The 19,773-nt window shown below is 70.6% G+C and carries 17 protein-coding genes; 12 read left to right on the forward strand and 5 right to left on the reverse strand.

Annotation, left to right across the window (positions count from 1 at the left end; translation table 11 throughout):
- The first annotated feature begins 19 nt into the window (after positions 1–19).
- The 6 genes from FB381_RS08610 to FB381_RS08635 all read left to right on the forward strand — a co-directional run bounded on the left by FB381_RS08610 (position 20) and on the right by FB381_RS08635 (position 8,346).
- On the forward strand, positions 20–1,486 hold the full coding sequence (locus FB381_RS08610; RefSeq protein WP_141779900.1) for a pyridoxal phosphate-dependent decarboxylase family protein: 1,467 nt from the start codon (positions 20–22) through the stop codon (positions 1,484–1,486).
- Positions 1,483–2,886, forward strand: a complete 1,404-nt coding sequence (locus tag FB381_RS08615; RefSeq protein WP_141779901.1) for a lysine N(6)-hydroxylase/L-ornithine N(5)-oxygenase family protein — start codon at positions 1,483–1,485, stop codon at positions 2,884–2,886. Before FB381_RS08610 ends, FB381_RS08615 begins: the two co-directional genes overlap by 4 nt.
- A complete protein-coding gene (locus FB381_RS08620; protein ID WP_141779902.1) occupies positions 2,883–5,150 on the forward strand; it encodes a GNAT family N-acetyltransferase in 2,268 nt (755 codons plus the stop codon). Before FB381_RS08615 ends, FB381_RS08620 begins: the two co-directional genes overlap by 4 nt.
- Entirely contained in the window at positions 5,147–7,120 is a 1,974-nt protein-coding gene (locus tag FB381_RS08625; RefSeq protein WP_141779903.1) for a penicillin acylase family protein, read from the forward strand. The genes FB381_RS08620 and FB381_RS08625 overlap by 4 nt, the downstream gene beginning before the upstream one ends.
- Positions 7,111–7,638, forward strand: coding sequence for a GNAT family N-acetyltransferase (locus FB381_RS08630; protein ID WP_141779904.1), 528 nt, complete (start codon positions 7,111–7,113; stop codon positions 7,636–7,638). The genes FB381_RS08625 and FB381_RS08630 overlap by 10 nt, the downstream gene beginning before the upstream one ends.
- 123 nt (positions 7,639–7,761) lie before the next feature.
- On the forward strand, positions 7,762–8,346 hold the full coding sequence (locus tag FB381_RS08635; protein WP_170225098.1) for a DUF4232 domain-containing protein: 585 nt from the start codon (positions 7,762–7,764) through the stop codon (positions 8,344–8,346).
- Between the two features lie 21 nt (positions 8,347–8,367).
- On the opposite strand, the gene FB381_RS08640 is transcribed toward FB381_RS08635, so the two are convergent.
- On the reverse strand, positions 8,368–8,880 hold the full coding sequence (locus tag FB381_RS08640; RefSeq protein ID WP_141779906.1) for a hypothetical protein: 513 nt from the start codon (positions 8,878–8,880) through the stop codon (positions 8,368–8,370).
- 98 nt (positions 8,881–8,978) lie between these two features.
- On the opposite strand from FB381_RS08640, the gene FB381_RS08645 reads away from it, so the two are divergent.
- The 4 genes from FB381_RS08645 to FB381_RS08660 all read left to right on the forward strand — a co-directional run bounded on the left by FB381_RS08645 (position 8,979) and on the right by FB381_RS08660 (position 15,229).
- Entirely contained in the window at positions 8,979–11,267 is a 2,289-nt protein-coding gene (locus FB381_RS08645) for an HAD-IB family hydrolase (protein WP_246088025.1), read from the forward strand.
- 121 nt (positions 11,268–11,388) lie between these two features.
- Positions 11,389–12,579: a zinc-dependent alcohol dehydrogenase gene (locus FB381_RS08650; RefSeq protein WP_211352368.1), complete on the forward strand. Its 1,191-nt coding sequence runs from the start codon at positions 11,389–11,391 to the stop codon at positions 12,577–12,579.
- Between the two features lie 24 nt (positions 12,580–12,603).
- The gene (gene larAH / locus FB381_RS08655) at positions 12,604–14,184 is read left to right on the forward strand and encodes an NPN-dependent hydroxyacid isomerase, LarAH14/15/16 family (protein WP_141779907.1); all 1,581 of its coding nucleotides are present in this window, start codon (positions 12,604–12,606) and stop codon (positions 14,182–14,184) included.
- Positions 14,185–14,299: 115 nt separating this feature from the next.
- Positions 14,300–15,229 carry a lysophospholipid acyltransferase family protein gene (locus tag FB381_RS08660; protein WP_141779908.1) on the forward strand — a complete coding sequence of 310 codons (930 nt, stop codon included), beginning with the start codon at positions 14,300–14,302 and terminating at the stop codon, positions 15,227–15,229.
- 24 nt (positions 15,230–15,253) lie between these two features.
- On the opposite strand, the gene FB381_RS08665 is transcribed toward FB381_RS08660, so the two are convergent.
- Positions 15,254–15,682 carry a hypothetical protein gene (locus FB381_RS08665; protein ID WP_141779909.1) on the reverse strand — a complete coding sequence of 143 codons (429 nt, stop codon included), beginning with the start codon at positions 15,680–15,682 and terminating at the stop codon, positions 15,254–15,256.
- 152 nt (positions 15,683–15,834) lie between these two features.
- Here FB381_RS08665 and FB381_RS08670 point away from each other — a divergent pair, with 152 nt between their 5' ends.
- The gene (locus FB381_RS08670; protein WP_141779910.1) at positions 15,835–16,206 is read left to right on the forward strand and encodes a hypothetical protein; all 372 of its coding nucleotides are present in this window, start codon (positions 15,835–15,837) and stop codon (positions 16,204–16,206) included.
- Between the two features lie 7 nt (positions 16,207–16,213).
- The gene (locus tag FB381_RS08675) at positions 16,214–17,086 is read left to right on the forward strand and encodes a serine/threonine-protein kinase (RefSeq protein ID WP_141779911.1); all 873 of its coding nucleotides are present in this window, start codon (positions 16,214–16,216) and stop codon (positions 17,084–17,086) included.
- A gap of 71 nt (positions 17,087–17,157) precedes the next feature.
- On the opposite strand, the gene FB381_RS08680 is transcribed toward FB381_RS08675, so the two are convergent.
- Genes FB381_RS08680 through FB381_RS08690 form a run of 3 tightly spaced genes read right to left on the reverse strand, consistent with a single transcriptional unit; the run spans position 17,158 to position 19,584 of the window.
- Complete coding sequence (locus FB381_RS08680; protein ID WP_141779912.1) at positions 17,158–17,823, reverse strand: response regulator transcription factor; 666 nt, start codon at positions 17,821–17,823, stop codon at positions 17,158–17,160.
- Entirely contained in the window at positions 17,808–19,304 is a 1,497-nt protein-coding gene (locus FB381_RS08685; protein ID WP_246088026.1) for a sensor histidine kinase, read from the reverse strand. Before FB381_RS08685 ends, FB381_RS08680 begins: the two co-directional genes overlap by 16 nt.
- Positions 19,291–19,584: a hypothetical protein gene (locus FB381_RS08690; protein ID WP_141779914.1), complete on the reverse strand. Its 294-nt coding sequence runs from the start codon at positions 19,582–19,584 to the stop codon at positions 19,291–19,293. Before FB381_RS08690 ends, FB381_RS08685 begins: the two co-directional genes overlap by 14 nt.
- Between the last annotated feature and the right edge of the window lie 189 nt (positions 19,585–19,773).

The following is a 19,773-nucleotide window of genomic DNA, read 5'->3' on the forward strand; positions in this document are numbered from 1 at the left end:
CTCGCGTCGAAGGAGACCAGTGAGCGCACCGCACCTGGGGCATCTGTTCCACCCAGACAATGCTCGTGACTACACCCGCGGAATCTCGGAGGCACTCGATCTGCTCGTCGACAAGCTCGACACACTCGACGGACCCACCACCGGCCTCTCTCCCGAGGTGGCCGCGAAGCCGGTCGACGAGGTCGACCTGGACACCCCGCTCACCGACGGCGCCGCCGCGCTCGCCGAGGTCAGCCGGCTGTGGCTCGACGACGCGGTCTGGTTCCACGACCCGTCCTACGCCGCGCACCTGAACTGCCCCGTCGTCATCCCCGCCCTCGTGGGCGAGCTGCTGATGTCGGCGGTCAACACCTCGATGGACACCTTCGACCAGTCGGTCGGCGCCACCTTCATGGAGCGCCGTCTCGTCGACTGGACCGCCGCCCGTGCGGGCTACCCCGAGCCCACGCGCGACGGCATCTTCACCAGCGGCGGCAGCCAGTCCAACCTGCAGGCGCTGCTGCTGGCCCGTGGCGAGGCCGAGCGGCGCGGCGTGCCCGTCGACCGGCTGCGCTTCCTCACCTCCGCCGACAGCCACTTCTCCATCGCCAAGTCGGCGCGCCTGCTCGGCATGGGGGAGGACGCCGCGATCTCGGTGCCGACCGACGCCGACCACCGGATGGACGTCGCGGCCCTGCGCAAGGCGCTCGACGACTGCGTCGTCGACGGCCTCGTGCCGGCCGCGGTCGTGGCCACCGCCGGCACCACCGACTTCGGGGTGATCGACCCGCTGCACGCGATCGCCGAGGCGTGCCAGGACTTCAACGTCTGGTTCCACGTCGACGCGGCGTACGGTGGCGGGCTCCTGGTCTCGCCGAGATATCGCCACCTGCTCGACGGTATCGAGCGCTCCGACTCCGTCACCGTCGACTACCACAAGACCTGGTTCCAACCGGTCTCCTCCAGCGCGCTCCTGGTCAGGGACCGGGCGAGCCTGCAGCACGCCTCCTGGTACGCCGACTACCTCAACCCCCGCGAGTCGGAGAACCCCAACCAGGTCGACAAGTCGCTGCAGACCACCCGCCGCTTCGACGCGCTCAAGCTGTGGCTGACGCTGCGCACGATGGGGGCCGACCAGATCGGTGCCTACCTCGAGTCGGTGATCGACCTGGCGCGGGAGGTCTACGACGTGCTCAGCCTGCAGCCCGACATCGAGCTCGTCACGCCCTCGCAGCTCTCCACGGTCGTCTTCCGTTACGCCGACCCGCACCTGGGCTCCACCGGGCTCGACGACGCCGCCGTCTGCGAGCTCAACCGTCGTATCCGCGCGGAGATGTGGAGCGGTGGCCGTAGCGTCGTCGCCGCGACCAAGGTCGACGGCCGTCAGTTCCTCAAGCTCACCCTGCTCAACCCCAAGGCCTCGCTCCAGGACATCCTCGACATCATCGAGCAGGTCCGTACGCTGGGGCTCACCTTGGGCCGTGCCGTCCCGGAGGTCGCCCGATGACCAAGCCCCGCACCGTGTTCACCGACGCCGATTCAGACACCGATTCCGGCGTGGAGACCGCACCCCCTGTCCACGACCTCGTGGGCATCGGGCTCGGCCCGTTCAACCTCGGCCTGGCGGCTCTCGCCGACCCGATCAGCGAGCTCGACTGCCTCTTCCTCGAGGCCCGTGACCGGTTCGACTGGCACCCGGGGATGCTGCTCGACGACGCCACCCTGCAGGTGCCGTTCCTCGCCGACCTGGTGACGATGGCCGACCCGACGTCGCGCTACAGCTTCCTCAACTTCCTCAAGCAGACCGGCCGGATCTACCCGTTCTACATCCGGGAGAACTTCCTGCCCCACCGGCGCGAGTACAACCACTACTGCCAGTGGGTCGCCGAACAGCTCGACTCCGTCAGGTTCGGGCAGCAGGTCGTCTCCGTGGAGCACGACGGCGAGGCGTACGTCATCACGACCGCCTCCGACCAGGGCGATCAAGCACAGACCCATCGGGCCAGGCGGCTGGTGCTCGGCACCGGCACGGCGCCGCACGTGCCCGAGCCTGCCCGCGAGGCGGTGGCGGCCGAGGGGCCGGCGATCCACAGCGCCGACTATCTGGCTCGCAAGGACGAGCTCGTCGGCCGCAGCAGCATCACCGTGGTCGGCAGCGGGCAGTCGGCCGCCGAGATCTACCTCGATCTGCTGACCGCCCAGCCCGACCACGACTACCAGCTGGCGTGGCTGACCCGCAGCCCGCGGTTCTTCTCGATGGAATACACCAAGCTCACCCTCGAGCTGACCTCGCCGGAGTACTCCGCCTACTTCCAGTCGCTGCCGGCCGAGAAGCGCAGTGACCTGCTGAGGTCGCAGCAGAGCCTCTACAAGGGCATCTCGGGCGACACCATCGACGCGATCCACGAGGCGCTCTACACCCGCTCGGTCAGCGGAGCCGCCGAGACCACGATGCTCACCAACACCGAGCTGCGCGGAGTGACCCGCACCGAGACCGGCTACCACCTCGCGCTGCACCACGTGGAGCAGGAGGAGGACTACGAGATGTCGACCGAGGGGCTCGTGCTCGCCACCGGCTACCGCGCCGGCGTCCCGGCCTTCCTCGAGCCCGTCCGCGACCGGATCCGCTTCGACGAGCAGGGCCGGTACGCCGCCGGCCCGACCTTCTCCGTCGACCACGGCGACCGCGAGATCTGGGTGCAGAACGGCGAGGAGCACACCCACGGCTTCGTCGCCCCCGACCTGGGCATGGGCGCCTATCGCAGCTCGGTGATCCTCGCCGCCGTGCTCGGCCGGGAGCCCTATCCGATCGAGAAGCGGGTCGCCTTCCAGGAGTTCGGGGTGCCCGACCGCTTCAGAGTCATGTCCGATCACAGCCAGACCGAGCCGACGGAGGAGAGCCGATGAAGATCACGATCGAACCCCTCGAGATCGAGGCGCACCTCGACACGGTGCACGCCTGGGTGACCCACCCGCGCTCGGCCTACTGGATGATGCTGGACGCCTCGGTCGACGACGTGGCCGAGGAGCACGCCCGGATCGCCCGTCATCCACACCACGACGCCTGGCTGGGCCGGGTCGACGGCGAGCCCGCGTTCCTGGTCGAGACCTACGACCCCGCCCGCAGTGAGCTCGGTGGGATCGTCGGTCTGCCCGAGCTGGCACCCGGCGACCTGGGCATGCACGTGCTGGTCGCACCGGCCGCCGGCGAGCCCACGACCGGGTTCACGACGCGTATCTTCCGCGCGGTGATGCGGCACTGCTTCGCGGATCCCGGTGTGCGCCGTGTGGTGGTCGAGCCCGACGTACGCAACCTGCCGATCCGCCGCAAGAACACCGACGCCGGCTTCGTCGAGCTGCGCGAGGTCGACCTCGGCGAGAAGACGGCGATGCTCTCGGTCTGCACGCGGGAGATGTTCGCCGCCGCCCACCTACGCCCCGAGAACCTGCGGATCGCCCACCGGCACCTGGTCGCGAAGGCGATCGCGGAGTTCAGCCACGAGCGGATGATCGCGCCGGTCGCCGTCGACGGTGGCGCCGACGACGCCTGGGAGCTGCAGGGGCCGTCGACGACGTACGTCTTCACCGCTCGCCGCTTCATGCTCGATCACTGGGTGGTCGACCCGGCCTCGATCGTGCGGCGCGGCGAGGAGGGTGAGGAGGCCGAGGTCGACGCGCAGGCGTTCGTGGCCGAGTTCGCGCCGGCGCTGGGCATCCCGGCGACGCTGCTCCCGACGTATCTGGAGGAGCTGGCGGCGACGATCGCCTCGTCGTGCTGGAAGCTGGAGCACCAGGCGCTGACTGCGGCCGACCTGGTCGAGGCCGACCACCAGAGCGTCGAGGGCGCGATGAGCGAGGGCCACCCGGCCTTCGTCGCCAACAACGGCCGGATCGGCTTCGACATCGACGACCACGCCCGCTGGGCGCCGGAGACGAGCAACGACCTGAGCCTGCTGTGGGTCGCGGTCGCCCGGGAGCAGTCGCACCTCGCGCTGGGCCGTGGCGAGGACGAGCAGCGGCTCTATGCGGCCGAGCTCGGCGAGGCGACGCTGGCCCGGTTCGCGGCGAAGCTGCGCAGCCTCGAGCTCGACCCGGACGGATTCCGCTACGTGCCCGTGCACCCGTGGCAGTGGCGCCACAAGCTGGCGGTCACCTTCGCGACCGACGTCGCCGCGCGCCGGATCGTGCTGGTCGGCGAGGGCGAGGACGCCCACCGCCCGCAGCAGTCGATCCGCACCTACTTCAACACCTCGCGGCCCGAGCGGCACTACGTCAAGACCGCGCTGTCGATCCAGAACATGGGCTTCATGCGCGGCCTCTCGCCGGCCTACATGGCCGCGACCCCGGTCATCAACGACTGGGTCGCCGACCTGGTCGAGGGAGATGCGGAGCTGAAGGAGCGCGGCTTCGGCGTGCTCCGCGAGCTGGCCTCGGTCGGCTGGACCGGCGATGTCTTCCACGCCCTGCCGGACCCCTCGCCCTACCGGAAGATGATCGCCGCGCTGTGGCGGGAGTCGCCGGTGCCACGGCTGGCCGAGGGTGAGCGGTGCGCGACGATGGCGGCGCTGCTCCACCGCGACGCCTCGGGGGCCTCCTACGCCGCCGAGCTGGTCCGTGCCTCCGGGCTGCCCGCCCGGGAGTGGGTGCGCGCCTATCTGGACGCCTATCTACGACCGCTGGTGCACTGCCTGATGGCCTACGACCTGGCGTTCATGCCGCACGGGGAGAACCTGGTGATGGTGCTGCAGGATCACGTGCCGGTGCGGATGTTCATGAAGGACATCGGCGAGGAGGTGGCGGTGATGGGTGACCTGCCGCTGCCCGAGGAGGTCGCCCGGATCCGCGGCGAGTTCCCCGACGACGTCAAGGCGCTGGCCGTGCACACCGACATCTTCGACGGGGTGCTGCGCTACGTCGCCGCGATCCTCGATGATGACGGGGTGCTGCCGGAGACCGAGTTCTGGGCCCAGGCCCGGGCGTGCATCGTCGACCATGCCGCCGACCACCCCGAGCTGGCCGACGCGGCCGCGCGCTACGACTTCCTGCGACCGCGCTTCCGGCACTCGTGCCTCAACCGGCTCCAGCTGCGCAACACGCTGCAGATGGTCGACATCACCGACCAGGCCGAGTCGCTGATGTTCGCGGGTACGTTGGCAAACCCGGTCGCATGAGTTTGTTTCGAGACGAGTGGGGCATCCCGCACGTGCGGGGTGCCTCGCCGGCCGAGGTGGCCCGGATGCAGGGCTGGGTCACCGCTCGTGACCGTGCCTGGCAGCTCGAGATCGAGCGGCTGCGCGGCGAGGGCCGCACCGCCGAGCTGCTCGGTCCGGCCGGGCTGGAGTGGGACACCTTCGCCCGCCGCGCCCGGGTCGCGGCGGTGGCGCGCGCTGCCTACGCCGGGCTCGACGAGGAGACGCAGGAGTTCCTGACGGCGTACGTCGAGGGGGTCCGCTCCGGCCTGGAGGGTGCTTCCTGTCCTGAGCTCGAGGGCCTCGGGGCGGCGCCGGGCGCCTGGCAGCCCTGGACGCCGCTGGCGGTCTTCTGGGTCCAGCAGATCCTCTTCGGCTCGTTCCCCTCGAAGCTCTTCGGTGCCCGGGCCGCGATGGTGCTGGGAGCCGAGGCCGCGCTGTTCCGCACCGAGGGTCTCTCCGGCGGCTCCAACGCCTACGGTGTCGGCGGCGGCCGCACCGCCTCCGGTGCGCCGATCGTGGCCGGCGACCCGCACCGGCTCTTCGAAGCGCCCAACGTCTACCTCCAGGTGCGGCTGGCGTGCACCGACCCCGACGACACCTTCGACGTGGTCGGGATGACCTTTCCCGGGGTGCCGGGCGTGCAGCACTTTGCCCACGCCGGCCGGGTTGCCTGGGGGATCACCAACGCGATGGGCGACTACCAGGATCTCTACCGGGTCGACCTGCGCCCGGGCGGTGACGTGGTGCGGCGCAGCGTGGAGACGGTGCTCGTGCGTGACCAGGAGCCGGTGGAGGTCGAGGTGCTCGAGACCGAGCGCGGGCCGGTGGTGCTCGACGATCCGGAGGAGGGCTGGGGCCAGGCGCTGCGTACGCCCGGCCACGATCTCGACGACCTCGGCTTCGGTGCGCTCCTCCCGCTGCTGCGGTCACGTTCGGCCGCCGACGTGGAGTCTGCCGTGGCGCACTGGGTCGAGCCGGTCAACAACTGGGTGATCGCCGACGTGACCGGCGACGTCGTGCACACGGTCGGCGGCCGGGTGCCGCGGCGCGACGACGCCGGGGAGTGGGTCGGCTGGGTCGATCCGCTGCCGCGGCGTACGGCCTCGGCGGGCGGGGCCGTGGTGACCGCCAACGACCGCTGCATGCCGGAGTTCGGGGCGCTCGCCTCCGCCTTCGCGCCGCCGTTTCGCGCGAAGCGGATCACCCATCTGCTCGACGAGGCGGGTCCTCTCGACGCCGAGCATGCGGTGGCGGTGCTCGCCGACACCGCCCAGACCGCGGGCGAGCCGCTGCTGGCTCTGGTGCCGGCCGAGCTGCTTCCCGCGGCGCCGGCCGAGTGGCACGGCGCGATGGACGGTTCACCGGGCGCAGCCTGGTATGCCGCGCTGCGCGCCGAGGTGGTCGACCGGATCTGTGCGGCGCCCTCGCTCGCGCCGCTGCGGGAGCCGTCTCCGCACGGACCGCTCTACGCGCCGTGGTTCAGCCTGCCCGCCCGGGTGGCCGGCGCGCTGCACATCATCCTGGCCGCCCAGAAGCCCTTCGGGCTGGACCCGCGAGCGCTGGTGGCCGAGGCAGCGAGGGCGGTTCACGAGGCCGGCGATCCGGCACCCTGGCCGGAGGACCACCGCTTCTGGCCGCTGCACGCGCTGGAGCAGTTCGAGCTGCCCCACACCCGCACCGCCCCCGCCACCCCGCTGCCGGGCGACACCGACACGGTCCGCTGCAACGCCTGGATCCCGGGCACCACCGTGACGGTGCGAGGCTCGGTGGCCCGCTACGCCTGGGACCTCGCCCACCGCGACAACAGCCGCTGGGTCGTACCGCTGGGCGCCAGCGGCGACCCCGACAGCCCCCACCACACCGACCAGCACGACGCCTGGGCCGACGGCGGCGCCGTGGCCGTCGTCACCGACTGGTCGCTGCTCACCGAGGAGAAGACATGCCCCTGACCGACCCAGCCCTGACTGACCCCGCCCTGACGATCCGCGACCTGGACCCGTCGGCCGACCTCGACCTGCTGTGCGGCTGGCTGCAGACCGACCGAGCCCGGTTCTGGGGGATGGCCGAGAAGCCGCGTGAGGAGATCGAGGAGATCTACACCTGGCTGCAGGAGCAACCTCATCTTGCGGCGTACATCGTCGAGCTCGACGGCGACCCGGTCGCCCTGTTCCAGACCTGGGATCCCGAGGTCGACGAGCTCGGCACCTTCTACGACCGCCGACCCGGCGACCTCGGGATGCACCTGTTCCTGGCCGACTCGCCAGCACGGGAGGGAAGGACCGAGGCCGTCATCGGGTTCTTCGTCGAGTCGGTGATCGCCGCCGCTGGAGTCACGCGGGTCGTCGTCGAGCCCGACGCCGCCAACGAGGCCTCCCTCGCCCGCCTGGATGCCTACGGCTTCCAGCGCGGTCCGGTCGTCGAGCTCCCGCACAAGGTCGCCCAGTACGCCTTCCTCGACCTGCCGTGACCGCCCGTTCGGCGACCAGACGGGATACTGGGTGGGGGATGCTCATTTTACTTGTCGCGGTATGAATGCCAGTGCCACGGACCTTCTCGTGGAGCCGTTCGTCCGACCATGACAAGTGAGCCGATGACCATCAGCATCCAGCGCCGTGTCGCGCCGATCTTGCTCGCCGCAACCGTCATCGCGCTCGCCGCGTCGGCGTGCGGTTCCGGGACCGCCGAGGGTGCAGGTGAGAAGGCCGACCCCAGCCCCTCGGCGGACTCGGCCGAGTCCGCCGCGTCGACCGAGGACCCTTACCCAGTTATCGAGGTGTGCGCCGCAGAGGACCTTTCCTTCACCGTCTCGGAGGAGTCCCAGGCGGGTGGCTACTACCTGATCACGGCGACCGCCAAGCCGGGAGCGACCTGCATCCTCGTCGGCCAGACGATCTCGGCCGGCTTCGGTTCGGACCCGTCCGGCGATGTGGCACCGAGCGAGCAGGCCGAGGGCGAGTCGATCACGATGTCCGGGTCCACCAAGGCGTACGCAGGGGTGAACCCGCACAGCGGAGCGCAGGACGGCGGGGTGCAGTTCGAGGAGATCATCGTCGGGGCGCACAAGGGCGACATGAGCCCCGTGTCGCTGAAGCTGCCGAGCACCGCAGAGGTCGACCAGCCCATCGGCACCAACTGGCACACCGACGCCGCGAAGGCCGTTCCGTTCGCTGACTGACCTGACCGTCGACGCGGTCTCTCAGTCGGCGACCATGTCGACCAGCTTGCCCATCGCGCCGAGCTCGGCGTCATGGATCCCGCCGTCGGGGACGATGATCAGGCTCCACAAACGGCTGCCGACGGCCACGTTGCCGACCACGAGGTCGCCGTCGTCGTGTTTCTCGACGCAGACGAAGGCGCGGTCGGCGATCTCGACGGGTTCGGGAGATGCGATGCAGTCGTCCCGGCTCGCGGCGAGCCCGGCGTCAACGGAGGTGTCGACGAGGGTCGTCACGAAGATCGCGCCCCGGTCGCTGGTGTAGGTGCACACGTCGTCGTCGGCGGTGTGCGTCCAGCTGCCGGGGATGGCGCTGGCGACCTGGCCGGGCTCGAAGAGGCACGGACCGGAGGCCGCGACGGGCGTGGAGGTGGGTGTCGAGGGGCTGGGCCCAGGGCTGCTGCCGCTGGGCTCCCCGGCACCGCAGCCTGTGAGACAACCTGCGAGAGCGGTCGCGGAGAGGACGGCTACGACGCTGAGCAGCTTCCTCGACACGTACGTCTCCTCGGGGTTCGTGGGCCTGCCTGCAGTTTCTCAGGTCGAGCACGGAAAAGGAGCCACGGGGGTTGCCCGGACCGGGCACAATCGCATCCGTGACCTCTGACCTGGCGCAGGGAAACGACCATGACGACGATCCTCGGGCCTCCATCCGGGAGCGGCTCGCGGGGCAGCACGTCCTGCTCACCGGGGTGACGGGGTTCGTCGGGGAGGCGCTGCTGCATCTGTTGCTGACCGAGGTGCCCGACGTACGCCTCAGTGTTCTCGTGCGGCCCAAGGGCTCGATCTCGGGTGCCGACCGGATCGCGAAGCTGCTGGCCAAACCCATCTTCGAGGCGGTCTCCGACGCCACGGTCGACGTGGTCGAGGGCGACCTCTCCGACCCGCCGCCGCTGCCGGACGACCTCGACGCGGTCGTGCACTCGGCGGGTGACGTCTCCTTCGACCCGCCGGTCGACGAGGGCTTCACCACCAACGTCGTCGGTGTGCGCGGGCTGCTGCGACGCATCTGCGAGACGGGTCGAGACGTCCACTACCTCCATGTCTCGACCGCCTATGTCTCGGGTCGCCGCCGCGGTCACATTCCCGAGGGGCCGGTCGACCACTCCGTCGACCCGGAGGCCGAGCTCGCCTGGGGCCTTGCTCAACGGGCCGCGGTCGAGGAGCGCTCACGCGGCGTCGAGGTGATCTCCAGGCTGCGCAAGCAGGCCGAGCGCGAGCATGGTCGGGCGGGTCTGATGACGGCCGCCGCTGCCGCCGAGGAGGCGCGGAAGAAGTGGGTGAAGGACGAGCTCGTGCGCCTCGGCAGCGAGCGCGCTCGCTCGCTGGGCTGGACCGACGCCTACACGTTCACCAAGGCGCTGGGGGAGCGGGTCGTCGAGGCTCACGCCGCCCAGGGCAACCGGGCGACGATCTTCCGCCCGGCGATCATCGAGTCGGCGCTCTCCCGTCCGCACCCGGGCTGGATCGAGGGCTTCAAGATGGCCGAGCCGCTGATCCTCGCCTACGGCCGCGGCGAGCTGCCGCTCTTCCCGGCCGCTGCTGACACCGCGATCGACATCGTGCCGGTCGACCACGTGGTCGCCTCGATCGTCGCCTGTCTGGCGCACCCGCCGGTGCACGGCGACCCGGCCTACTTCCACCTCGCCTCCGGCGACCGCAACCCGGTGACGTTCGAGATGCTCTACGAGAGCGTGCGTGAGTACTTCTCGGAGGAGCCGTTCGCGGCGGGTGACCGGGGGGCCGTCCGGCTGCCCGAATGGACCTTCCCCGGTGGCGCGTCGGTCGAGCGGATGCTGTCGACGGGCGAGAAGGTGCACAAGGTCGCCGACACCCTGCTCGGTCTCGCTCCGCGCGGCGACCGCACCCGTGGATGGGCACGCGATCTCGACCGGCAGGGGCGGCGGCTGCGGTTCCTGCGCCGCTACCTGGACCTCTACAAGGAGTACGCCCAGGCCGACCTTCGTTTCGTCGACGCCAACACCCTCGCGCTCTACCGATCGCTGTCGCCGGCCGACCGGGAGACGTTCGCCTTCGACACCGCGGTGATCGACTGGCACGAGTATCTGCACGACATCCACGTGCCGTCGGTCACCAAGCCGGTGCGCGAGCTCGACGAGCTGCGCAAGCTGCGCAAGAAGCCGGCGCCAGGGCGCCTGCCGCGGGTCAAGGAGGAGCGGGTCGCGGCCTTCTTCGACCTCGACGGCACCCTGATGTCGTCCAACGTCATCGAGACCTATCTGTGGCTGCGGCTCGGTGAGCTCTCGGGAACCAAGAAGGCGGGAGAGATCGCGCGGATGGCGGGCAAGGTGCCCGGCTACGTGTGGGCGGATCGCAGCGAGCGCAGCTCGCTGCTGCGTACGGTCTACAAGGAGTACGCCGGTGCGCGCTTGTCCGAGCTCGACGAGATCGTCGACGAGCGGCTGACCACGCACATCCTCGGTCGGTTGGCGCCCGACGCGGTGCGGCGGATCCGTGAGCACCGGGCCGCGGGGCACGTGACGGTGCTGGTCACCGGCGCGATCCGGCCGCTGACCAGACCGCTGCTGCCGCTCTTCGACCACATCGAGGCGGCCGACCTCGCCGTCGACTCCCGCGGGATCTGCACGGGCCACCTGGCCTCCTCGCCGCTGGTGGGGGAGTCGCGCGGCTCCTTCGTGCGGGAGTGGTCGCGCCGCGAGGGCATCTCGCCGTCCGACTGCTTCGCCTACGCCGACTCCCACTCCGACCTCCCACTCCTCGCCGCGGTCGGCCACCCGGTAGCGGTGCGCCCCGACGTACCTCTCTTCCGGCATGCCAAGAAGTCGCACTGGACGATCGTCGACTGGGACTCTCCCGGACACTCGAGCCGCACCCTCGACCCAGCCGGAAGGACCTCCCGATGACCCCCGAACGCCGAGTCGGCTCGTTCTCACGCAATTCGCCGCCGAGTCGGCTCGTCATAACGAGCCGACTCGGCGTGAAATCCTGTCAGGACGAGCCGACTCGGCATGGGGAGGGCTGCTGATGCTCGCGCTGGAGATGTATCGCAGTGTGGCCAAGACGGCGCTCGGCAAGGTGGCCGGTGGGCGGATGCCGCTGCTGCTGACCGGGGCGGCGGCGCCGCTGCGGATGGTGACGCTGGATCCGCCGAAGGTGGAGCACGACGGGTGGGCGCGGCTGAAGGTGTCGCTGTCCGGGATCTGCGGGTCCGACCTGGGGATGCTGTCGGGGAAGACCTCCCTCTACTTCCAGCCGCTGGTGAGCCTGCCGTTCGTGCCCGGCCACGAGATCGTGGGCGAGCTGCTCGACCCGTGCGGCGACCTGGACGCCGGCACCCGGGTGGTCGTCGACCCGGTGCTGACCTGCGCCGCGCGCGGGCTGGAGGCGTGCGAGGCGTGTGCCCGCGGTGAGACCAACCGGTGCTCGCGGATCACCGTGGGCGACATCTCCGCGGGGCTGCAGACCGGCTTCTGCCACGACACCGGCGGCGGCTGGTCGCAGCAGCTCTCGGTGCACCGCTCCCAGCTCCATGCCGTGCCCGACGGCTACTCCGACGAGCAGGCGCTGCTCGTCGAGCCGGTCGCCTGCGCCGTCCACACCGCGCGCCGGGCCGCGGTCGAGCCCGGCGATCGCGTGCTCGTCTCCGGAGCCGGAGCCGTCGGGCTGCTCGCCACGCTCGCCCTGCGCGAGCTGACCGACGCCGGCGAGATCGTGGTCGTCGCCAAGCACGCCCACCAGCGCGAGCTGGCGCTCGAGTTCGGCGCCACCGAGGTCGTGGCGCCGAGCGAGACGCTGCGCCGGATCCGCCGTGCGACCAGTGCGTTCATGCTCGAGCCCGAGATGATGGCTTCGCCCTATCTCCTGGGTGGCGTGGACGTCGCGCTCGACGCGGTCGGCTCGAAGGAGTCGCTGCAGACCTGCCTGCACGCGACCCGCGCCGGTGGTCGCGTGGTGCTCTCCGGAATGCCAGCCACCGCCGATCTCTCCGCGGCCTGGTTCCGCGAGCTCGAGGTAGTGGGGACGTACGCCTCCTCCCGGGGGTCGGGCGACTTCGCCACCGCGCTCGACCTCGTCGGCCACGACGGGATGTGCCGCCTCGCCAAGACCGTCGCGCCCTACCCGCTCCACCGCTGGCGCGAGGCCCTCGACCATGCCCAATCAGCCGGCCGGCTCGGCACCGTCAAGGTGGCCTTCGACCCCCGCCGGACGAACTGAAGCCCTTCCAGAAGGAGTGACACGATGACACGGCCAGGCTTTGTGCTCGAGGTCGACGACCGTACGCCGCCTCTGCTCGTCCACGAGGGGCTCGGGTTCCGTCTGGAGGAGTTCCCGCAGGGCACCCGGGTGGTCTACCCGCCGGAGTCGCTGCCGACGGTGCCCGATGTCGACGAGGCGATCCGGGAGGCGCTGGACAACCCGGTCGACTCCGAGCCGCTGCGCGAGCTGATGTTCCCGGGGATGCGGCTGACGATCGCGTTCGACGACCTCTCGCTGCCGCTGCCGACCATGAAGGCGCCCGACATCCGCGGCCGGATCATCGAGCAGGTGCTCACCATCGCCGCCGAGAAGGGTGTCGACGACGTCGAGATCATCGCCGCGCTCGCCCTCCACCGGCGGATGACCGACGCCGAGATGAAGCACATCGTGGGGGAGCGGGTCTTCCGCTCCTTCGCGCCGCAGGGGCTGCTCTACAACCACGACGCCGAGGACCGTTCCAACCTCGAGCACATGGGGATGACCGACAAGGGCGAGGACGTCGAGATCAACAAGCGGGCGGCCACCTCCGACCTGCTCGTCTACGTCAACGTCAACCTCGTCGCGATGGACGGCGGCCACAAGTCGGTCGGCATCGGGCTGGCCTCCTACAAGTCGATCAAGCACCACCACAACGCCAAGACGATGGTCCACTCGCGCTCGTTCATGGACCACAAGCACTCCGAGATGCACTCCTCGGCGTGGCGGATGGGCCGGTTGATCGGCGAGCACGTCAAGGTCTTCCAGATCGAGACGACGCTCGACAACGAGGTGTTCGGGAAGCCGTACGACACGCTGCTCAAGCGCGAGTGGGAGTGGTCGCTGCGCGACCAGGCCACCGTCCTCGGCCTGCGCCGCGGGCTGGCGGTCGCGCCGCAGAAGATGCGCCACAAGATGTTCCACGACCTGCGCTCCAACTACGGTCTGACCGGCGTCACCGCGGGCGCCGTCGAGCCGGTCCACGAGCTGACCGTGCAGCGCGTCCACCAGCAGCAGCGGGTCAAGGTCGAGGGCCAGTCGGACGTGATGGTGATGGGCGTGCCCTACCTGGGCCCCTACAACGTCAACTCGACCATGAACCCGATCCTGGCCGCCTGCATGGGCCTGGGCTACTACTTCAACTCCTATCTGCGGCAGCCGGTCGTGCGCGAGGGCGGCGTCGCGATCCTCTACCACCCGCTCGACGAGGGGTTCAACACCCTCACCCACCCCTCCTACGTCGACTTCTACGAGGAGGTGCTGGCCGACACGACCGATCCCGCCCTGATCGGGCCGAAGTTCGAGGAGCAGTTCGCCACCGATCCCTGGTACGTCCACCTCTACCGCACCTCGAACGCCTACCACGGCGTCCACCCCTTCTACATGTGGTACTGGATCGCGCATGCCCTCGACCACCTCGGCGACGTGATCTGGGTCGGCGGGAACCCCAAGGCGGCGGCCCGGATGGGCTTCCGGTCGGCATCGTCCCTGCGGGACGCGCTCGAGATGGCCAGCTCGACGGTCGGTCCGAGCCCGTCGATCACGTACCTGAGGAATCCGCCGCACCTCTTGGCGGACGTCCGATGAGGCGGGTCAGCGCGTCGCGGGACAGCTGTAACACGCTGTTCGTAGGACTATCCGGTCGTTGCGATAGGGCGAGTAGTCCTACGAACGACGTGTTACACCGCGAGGAGGCGGCGCGATGAGCTTCTGGAAGGACACGGCTCGCGACGTACGCCTCATGAAGCGGGGCTGGCGGTGGGGCCACCGGGCGCAGGTGCCGCGGTCGGCGGAGCCGTTCGTGCCGCCGGCGGCGTCGACGGTCTTCGACAACGAGTGGTCGCGCAAGCCGGCCGCGCGGGCGGTCAGGGAGGTCGCTCAGGCGGGTCTGGAGGCGGTCTTCCGGTCGCAGGTGAAGACCCAGGTCGAGGGGCTCGACGTGCTCGAGCGTCTCGACGGGCCGGTGATCTTCGTGGCCAACCACGCCTCGCACCTCGACACCCCGCTGATCCTGCTGTCGTTGCCCGACGAGTGGCGGCGGCGTACGGCGGTGGCGGCTGCGGCCGACTACTTCTTCGACACCTGGTGGCGGGCGGTGGGGTCGTCGCTGGTCTTCAACACGCTGCCGATCGACCGGCGCGGGGGAGCGCTCTCGACCCAGCCGGGCGAGGTGCTCGCCGAGGGCTGGTCGCTGGTGGTCTTCCCGGAGGGCACCCGCTCCAAGGACGGCACCGTGGGCCGGTTCCGCTCGGGCGCCGCCTATCTGGCCACCGAGTACGGCGTGCCCGTCGTGCCGATCGCCCACCGCGGCACCTACGCCGCGATGCCGCGCGGTGTGAGCTGGCCTGGCAAGGACCGCGACAACGGCCGACGCCAGCTGACCGTACGCTTCGGCGAGCCGCTCCACCCGCGCGAGGGCGAGACGGTGCGCGAGCTCGGGCCCAGGATCAGGGCGGCGGTCGCCCGGCTGCTCGACGAGGACTCCACCGACTGGTACGCCTCGATGCGGCGCGCCGCCGACGGCAGCACGCCCGACCCGGCCGGTGAGCAGGTCGCCGAATGGCGCAAGGTCTGGGCGGCCACCGAGTCTCCCGACACCGCACCGGACCGGATCACCGCCTGGCGCAGATGATCCCGCAGACGGGCCCGCAGCGGCTCAGCCGCAGCTGACCTCGGTGACGCGCCACTCCTCCTTCTTGCCCGACCCGGAGCGGGTGACCTCGAGGGTGAACACCGAGCGGCCGCCGTCGGGGGTCATCGTCACCACAGCGCCGGACTCGGTGGGTTCGGTCGAGGTGACACGCACCTTCTCCAGGTGGCCGCGCGCATCGGCGGTTTCGTGATCGGGCTTGACCTGGACCGCCGGGCACGACCGCTCCCACTGCTCGACGAGCTGTGGGGTCGCGTCGATCTCGGTCCAGCTCGTCGCCTTCGCGAAATCACCGGCGGCGGCCTCGGCCTGCGCGGAGGTGTGCTCACGCACGCGCGACTTCGAGTATCCGTAGCCGGCCACCGAGATCAGCACCCCGACCACGAGCAGCACTCCGACCTTGACCGCGATCTCACGCCACTCGCTGCTCTGCACGGGCACGTTCCTACCACCACCGAGGGCGGGATTCGAACCTGCCCGCGGATGAGAGAGCTCTCATGGTCGTCTCACGGTCACCTCACGGCTGGTCGAGATGGTTCTTGCATGGCGCCGGGAACACCCGGGGCACAACCTCGAGAGGACGAGCTATGAAGAAGATCCTGATGTTCGCGGTGACGGCTCTGGTCGGCGCGGTCGCCGCCGGTGTGATCACCTACCAGAGCGCAGCCGCGGTCGATGACGACGGATTCGCCAAGCGTGAGGAGAAGTCCAGCACCCAGGTGACCACGGTCGATGACGACGACGCCGACGACAACGACGACGTCACGCGCGACGACGACGGGAACGACACCGCGACCGACGGCACCGGCGTGACGCGTGCGACCAAGGACAACACGAAGGACAACACGAAGGACAACACCCGCGACACCCGCGACAACACCCGCGACACCCGCGACAACACCCGCGACACCCGCGACAACACCCGCGGCGACGACACCGGCGACCGGACGAAGGACTGAGTCGACAGTGACCGACACCTGGGGCCTGCGCCAGGGTGACGCGATCACCCCCGAGCTGACCGCGATGCGGCTGCTCGGGGGCGGTTCGTCGTACGAGGCGTTCCTGGCTTTCGACGAGATCACCTACGGTCCGGTCGTGGCGAAGGTGCTGCGTCCGGACCGGGTCGCGAGCGAGTCGAGCCGTGTCGCGATGCGCCGCGAGACGGAGGCGCTGACCTCGTTGAGACACCCGGTGCTCGTGCGTGCGCTGCGCGAGGATCTCGACGGCGAGCGGCCGTACGTCGTGATGGAGCACGTCGAGGGCCCTCGGCTCTCGACGCTGATCCGCCGGCACGGTCGGCTTCCGGAGCAGCAGTATCTGCCGCTGGCCCTCGACCTCGCCTCGGTGCTGCACTACCTGGGCCGCGCCGGCTGGGTGCACCTCGACATCAAGCCGAGCAACCTGATCATGGGCTCGCCGGCCCGGCTGATCGACCTCTCGGTCGCCAGGCCCACCGAAGCGGCCGCCGCACTCCGCCACGAGATCGGCACCGACGCCTACATGGCTCCCGAGCAGTGCCTGCCCGGGGAGCGCGGCGAGGTCGGCCCCGCCAGCGACGTATGGGGTCTGGGGGCGACGCTCTTCCACGCGGTCAGCGGCGAGCGCCCCTTCGACCGCGGCGACCCGTCCTCCGCCGATCGATCCGAGCGCTACCCGCAGCTCGTCGAGCGGCCCTACCCCCTGCCGCCACGTACGCCGCCGGAGGTCGTCAAGGTCATCGAGGCGTGCCTGGCGCCGGACCCCGGCGACCGGCCGGAGCCCGCCGAGGTCTCCGAGATGGTCGCTCCCGCGCTGGAGCGGCTCCCGCGCGCCTCCCTCGGAGGCCTGCGGATCCACTGACCCTTCTCCATCCCCCGCGGCTGAGGGCCCGACGATCGTCGGGCCCTCAGCCGTTTCAGGTGGAGCCGGGATCAGGAGCGGAAGCGGTAGCCCATCCCGCGCACGGTCTCGACCCGGGCGGCGCCGAGCTTCTTGCGCAGATAGCCGACATAGACGTCGACGACGTTGGAGCCCGGGTCGAAGTCCATGCCCCAGGCCATGTCGAGCAGCTGCGCGCGGGAGAGCACCTGCCCCGGATGGCGCAGCAGCACCTCCGCCAGCGCGAACTCGCGCGCGGAGAGGTCGCTCTCGCGCCCGTCGACCTGCAGCCGGCGCGTACGCAGGTCGAGGGCCACCGAGCCGGAGCGGAGCTCGCCCGTCTCGGCGTCGGTGCGGTCCTGCTGCCGCAGGCGTACGTGGATCCTGGCTCGCAGCTCGGCGAAGCGGAACGGTTTGGCCAGGTAGTCGTCGGCTCCGCCTTCGAGCGCGGAGACGGTGTCCTGCACGGAGTCGCGGGCGGTCAGCACCACCACCGGCATCCGAGAGCCCTGGGCTCGCAGCTGGTCGAGCACCTCGAAGCCGTCGATGGTGGGCAGCCCGATGTCGAGCACCATCAGGTCGAAGGCGCCGCTGAGAGCCTCCTCGAGCCCCTCCAGGCCGTCGGCGACGGTGCTGACCTGGTGTCCGTCGGCGCTGAGGCCCTTGGCGAGGAAGGCCGCGATGCGGTCCTCGTCCTCGACGATCAGGATGCGGGCCATGTCGGTCCTTCCTCGCGTGCGGGCAGCGTGATCGTGAAGCGGGCGCCGCCGGGGTCTTCGAGACCGGAGGCGCCGGGGTCGTCGACGCCGACGGTGCCGCCGTGAGCGCCGGCGATGGCGGCGACGATGGCCAGACCGAGGCCGAGACCCGGCCGGTCACCGGAGCCGGGGTCGACACCTCGCGCGAACCGCTCGAAGATCCGCTCCCGGTCCTCGGCGGGCACGCCCGGACCGGTGTCGCGCACCCAGAGCCTGAGCGCGCCGTCGACGGTGGCCGAGCCGACGGCGATACGGTCGCCCGGCTCGGTGTGCCCGGCTGCGTTGTCGCACAGCTGCAGCATCGCCTGGGTGATGCGTTGCGGGTCCAGCCGCCAGGTGCGGGCGGTTGCCTCGTCGAGGTGCCAGTCGCGGTCGGCGAGCGCGCTGGCCTTGGCGAGGATGTCCTCGGTGAGCGTGTCGACGTCGACCTCCTCGAGGGTGAGGAAGTCGGGCCGGTCGTGCTTGGCCAGCAGGATCAGGTCGCCGACCAGACGGCTCATCCGGTCGACCTCGTCGAGGGCGAGCCGTCGGGTCTGCTCGACGTCGGCGGGGTCCGACTCGTCGAGCAGCTCGAGGTGGCCACCGATGATCGTCAGCGGCGTACGCAGCTCGTGGCCGGCGTCGTCGAGGAACTGGCGCTGGTCGCTGAAGGCCTGCTCGAGACGAGCCAGCATGTCGTTGAAGTTGCTGGTCAGCGCAGAGATGTCGTCGTTGCCCGACTCGGGCAGCCGGGCCGAGAGATCGGTCGCGCTGACCGCCCCGGTCGCCTGACGCAGCCGGGTCAGCGGCGCCAGCAGCCGACCCGACTGCCAGGCCGCGACCAGCGTGACGAGCAGTGCGGAGAGGCCGGCGACGATGGCGTACGTCCGCATCGTGCTGCCCAGCTCGGCACGGTCCTCCTCGAGGTAGGAGACGACCAGAAGAGCGCCCTCGGTCGTGCCGGTGGCGCTGTCCTGACGCACCGGCTGGCCGGTGATGCGCACCTCGCCGTCGGCCGTGTCGAGGTAGGTGGTGCCGCCGTCGCGGACCAGCCCGGCGACGGCGCTGCGGAAGCGTGGCGTGCTGACCAGCGGGTCCTCGGGGAAGTGCGCGCGCGGGCGGCCGTCGACCCAGGCGACGAGCAGCTCGTCGTCGTCGGGCACGTTGCGGCGCAGGAACGTGAGCAGCAGGCTCTCCACGTCGTAGGGCGCCCGGGTCTCGGGGTTGATGCCCTCCTGGCGCAGCCGGGCGAACTCGTCGAGCTCCTGCTCCATCTCCCGGGTCGTCGCGGCGTCGACCCTGCCGAGCTCGACGGCGTAGACGATCAGCCCGGCCCCGGCGAGCGCGAGCGTGACCAGGAGCGCGACCGAGGCGGTGATCCGGGCGCGCACGGAAAGCCCCCGGCGACGCGGGGGCTGCGTGGGCTGGGTGGTCTGCGGTGGCTCGGGTTCAGTCGTCGTCATGCCGGTCGTCGTTGCGGTCGTCGTCGTGACGGTCGTCATCGTCGTCATCATCATCGTCGATGGGGTCGGGGGTGACGACCGGGACGCCGGAAGGGTCCGTGCTCGGCGAGGTTCCCGGGCTCGTCGACCCGGACGGCGAGGTGGTGCTCGAGGGCAGCACGACGGGCTCACGCGAGGGTGGCTCGTCCTCAGAGGCTCCGGCGAGGGAGACCACCAGGTAGACGGCCACGGCCAGCAGGACGGCCAGGGGGAGCAGGAGATATCTGAGGGTGCGCGACATGACTCTCAGATAGTGCCTGACGATGCGCCCGGAGCGGGGCTCGATGAGAGAGCTCTCATCAGCGGGGCTGCTCAGGTCGGCCGTTCAGGCGGGCCGTTCAGCCGGGTCGTGGACCGCTCGTCGCTCGAGCGGTGCCGCCTGTCGAGCGGTGGGCGACGGGCTGGGTCAACTTGATTACAGTGACTCGGG

Source organism: Nocardioides albertanoniae, assembly GCF_006716315.1.
In the GTDB taxonomy this organism is placed as follows: domain Bacteria; phylum Actinomycetota; class Actinomycetes; order Propionibacteriales; family Nocardioidaceae; genus Nocardioides; species Nocardioides albertanoniae.

Coding starts and splice junctions, on each gene's coding strand:
- FB381_RS08615 (WP_141779901.1), top strand. CDS start 1,483: ATGACCAAGCCCCGCACCGTGTTCACCGACGCCGATTCAGACACCGAT.
- FB381_RS08620 (WP_141779902.1), top strand. CDS start 2,883: ATGAAGATCACGATCGAACCCCTCGAGATCGAGGCGCACCTCGACACG.
- FB381_RS08625 (WP_141779903.1), top strand. CDS start 5,147: ATGAGTTTGTTTCGAGACGAGTGGGGCATCCCGCACGTGCGGGGTGCC.
- FB381_RS08630 (WP_141779904.1), top strand. CDS start 7,111: ATGCCCCTGACCGACCCAGCCCTGACTGACCCCGCCCTGACGATCCGC.
- FB381_RS08635 (WP_170225098.1), top strand. CDS start 7,762: ATGACCATCAGCATCCAGCGCCGTGTCGCGCCGATCTTGCTCGCCGCA.
- FB381_RS08650 (WP_211352368.1), top strand. CDS start 11,389: ATGCTCGCGCTGGAGATGTATCGCAGTGTGGCCAAGACGGCGCTCGGC.
- larAH (WP_141779907.1), top strand. CDS start 12,604: ATGACACGGCCAGGCTTTGTGCTCGAGGTCGACGACCGTACGCCGCCT.
- FB381_RS08660 (WP_141779908.1), top strand. CDS start 14,300: ATGAGCTTCTGGAAGGACACGGCTCGCGACGTACGCCTCATGAAGCGG.
- FB381_RS08670 (WP_141779910.1), top strand. CDS start 15,835: ATGAAGAAGATCCTGATGTTCGCGGTGACGGCTCTGGTCGGCGCGGTC.
- FB381_RS08680 (WP_141779912.1), bottom strand. CDS start 17,823: ATGGCCCGCATCCTGATCGTCGAGGACGAGGACCGCATCGCGGCCTTC.
- FB381_RS08685 (WP_246088026.1), bottom strand. CDS start 19,304: ATGACGACGACTGAACCCGAGCCACCGCAGACCACCCAGCCCACGCAG.
- FB381_RS08690 (WP_141779914.1), bottom strand. CDS start 19,584: ATGTCGCGCACCCTCAGATATCTCCTGCTCCCCCTGGCCGTCCTGCTG.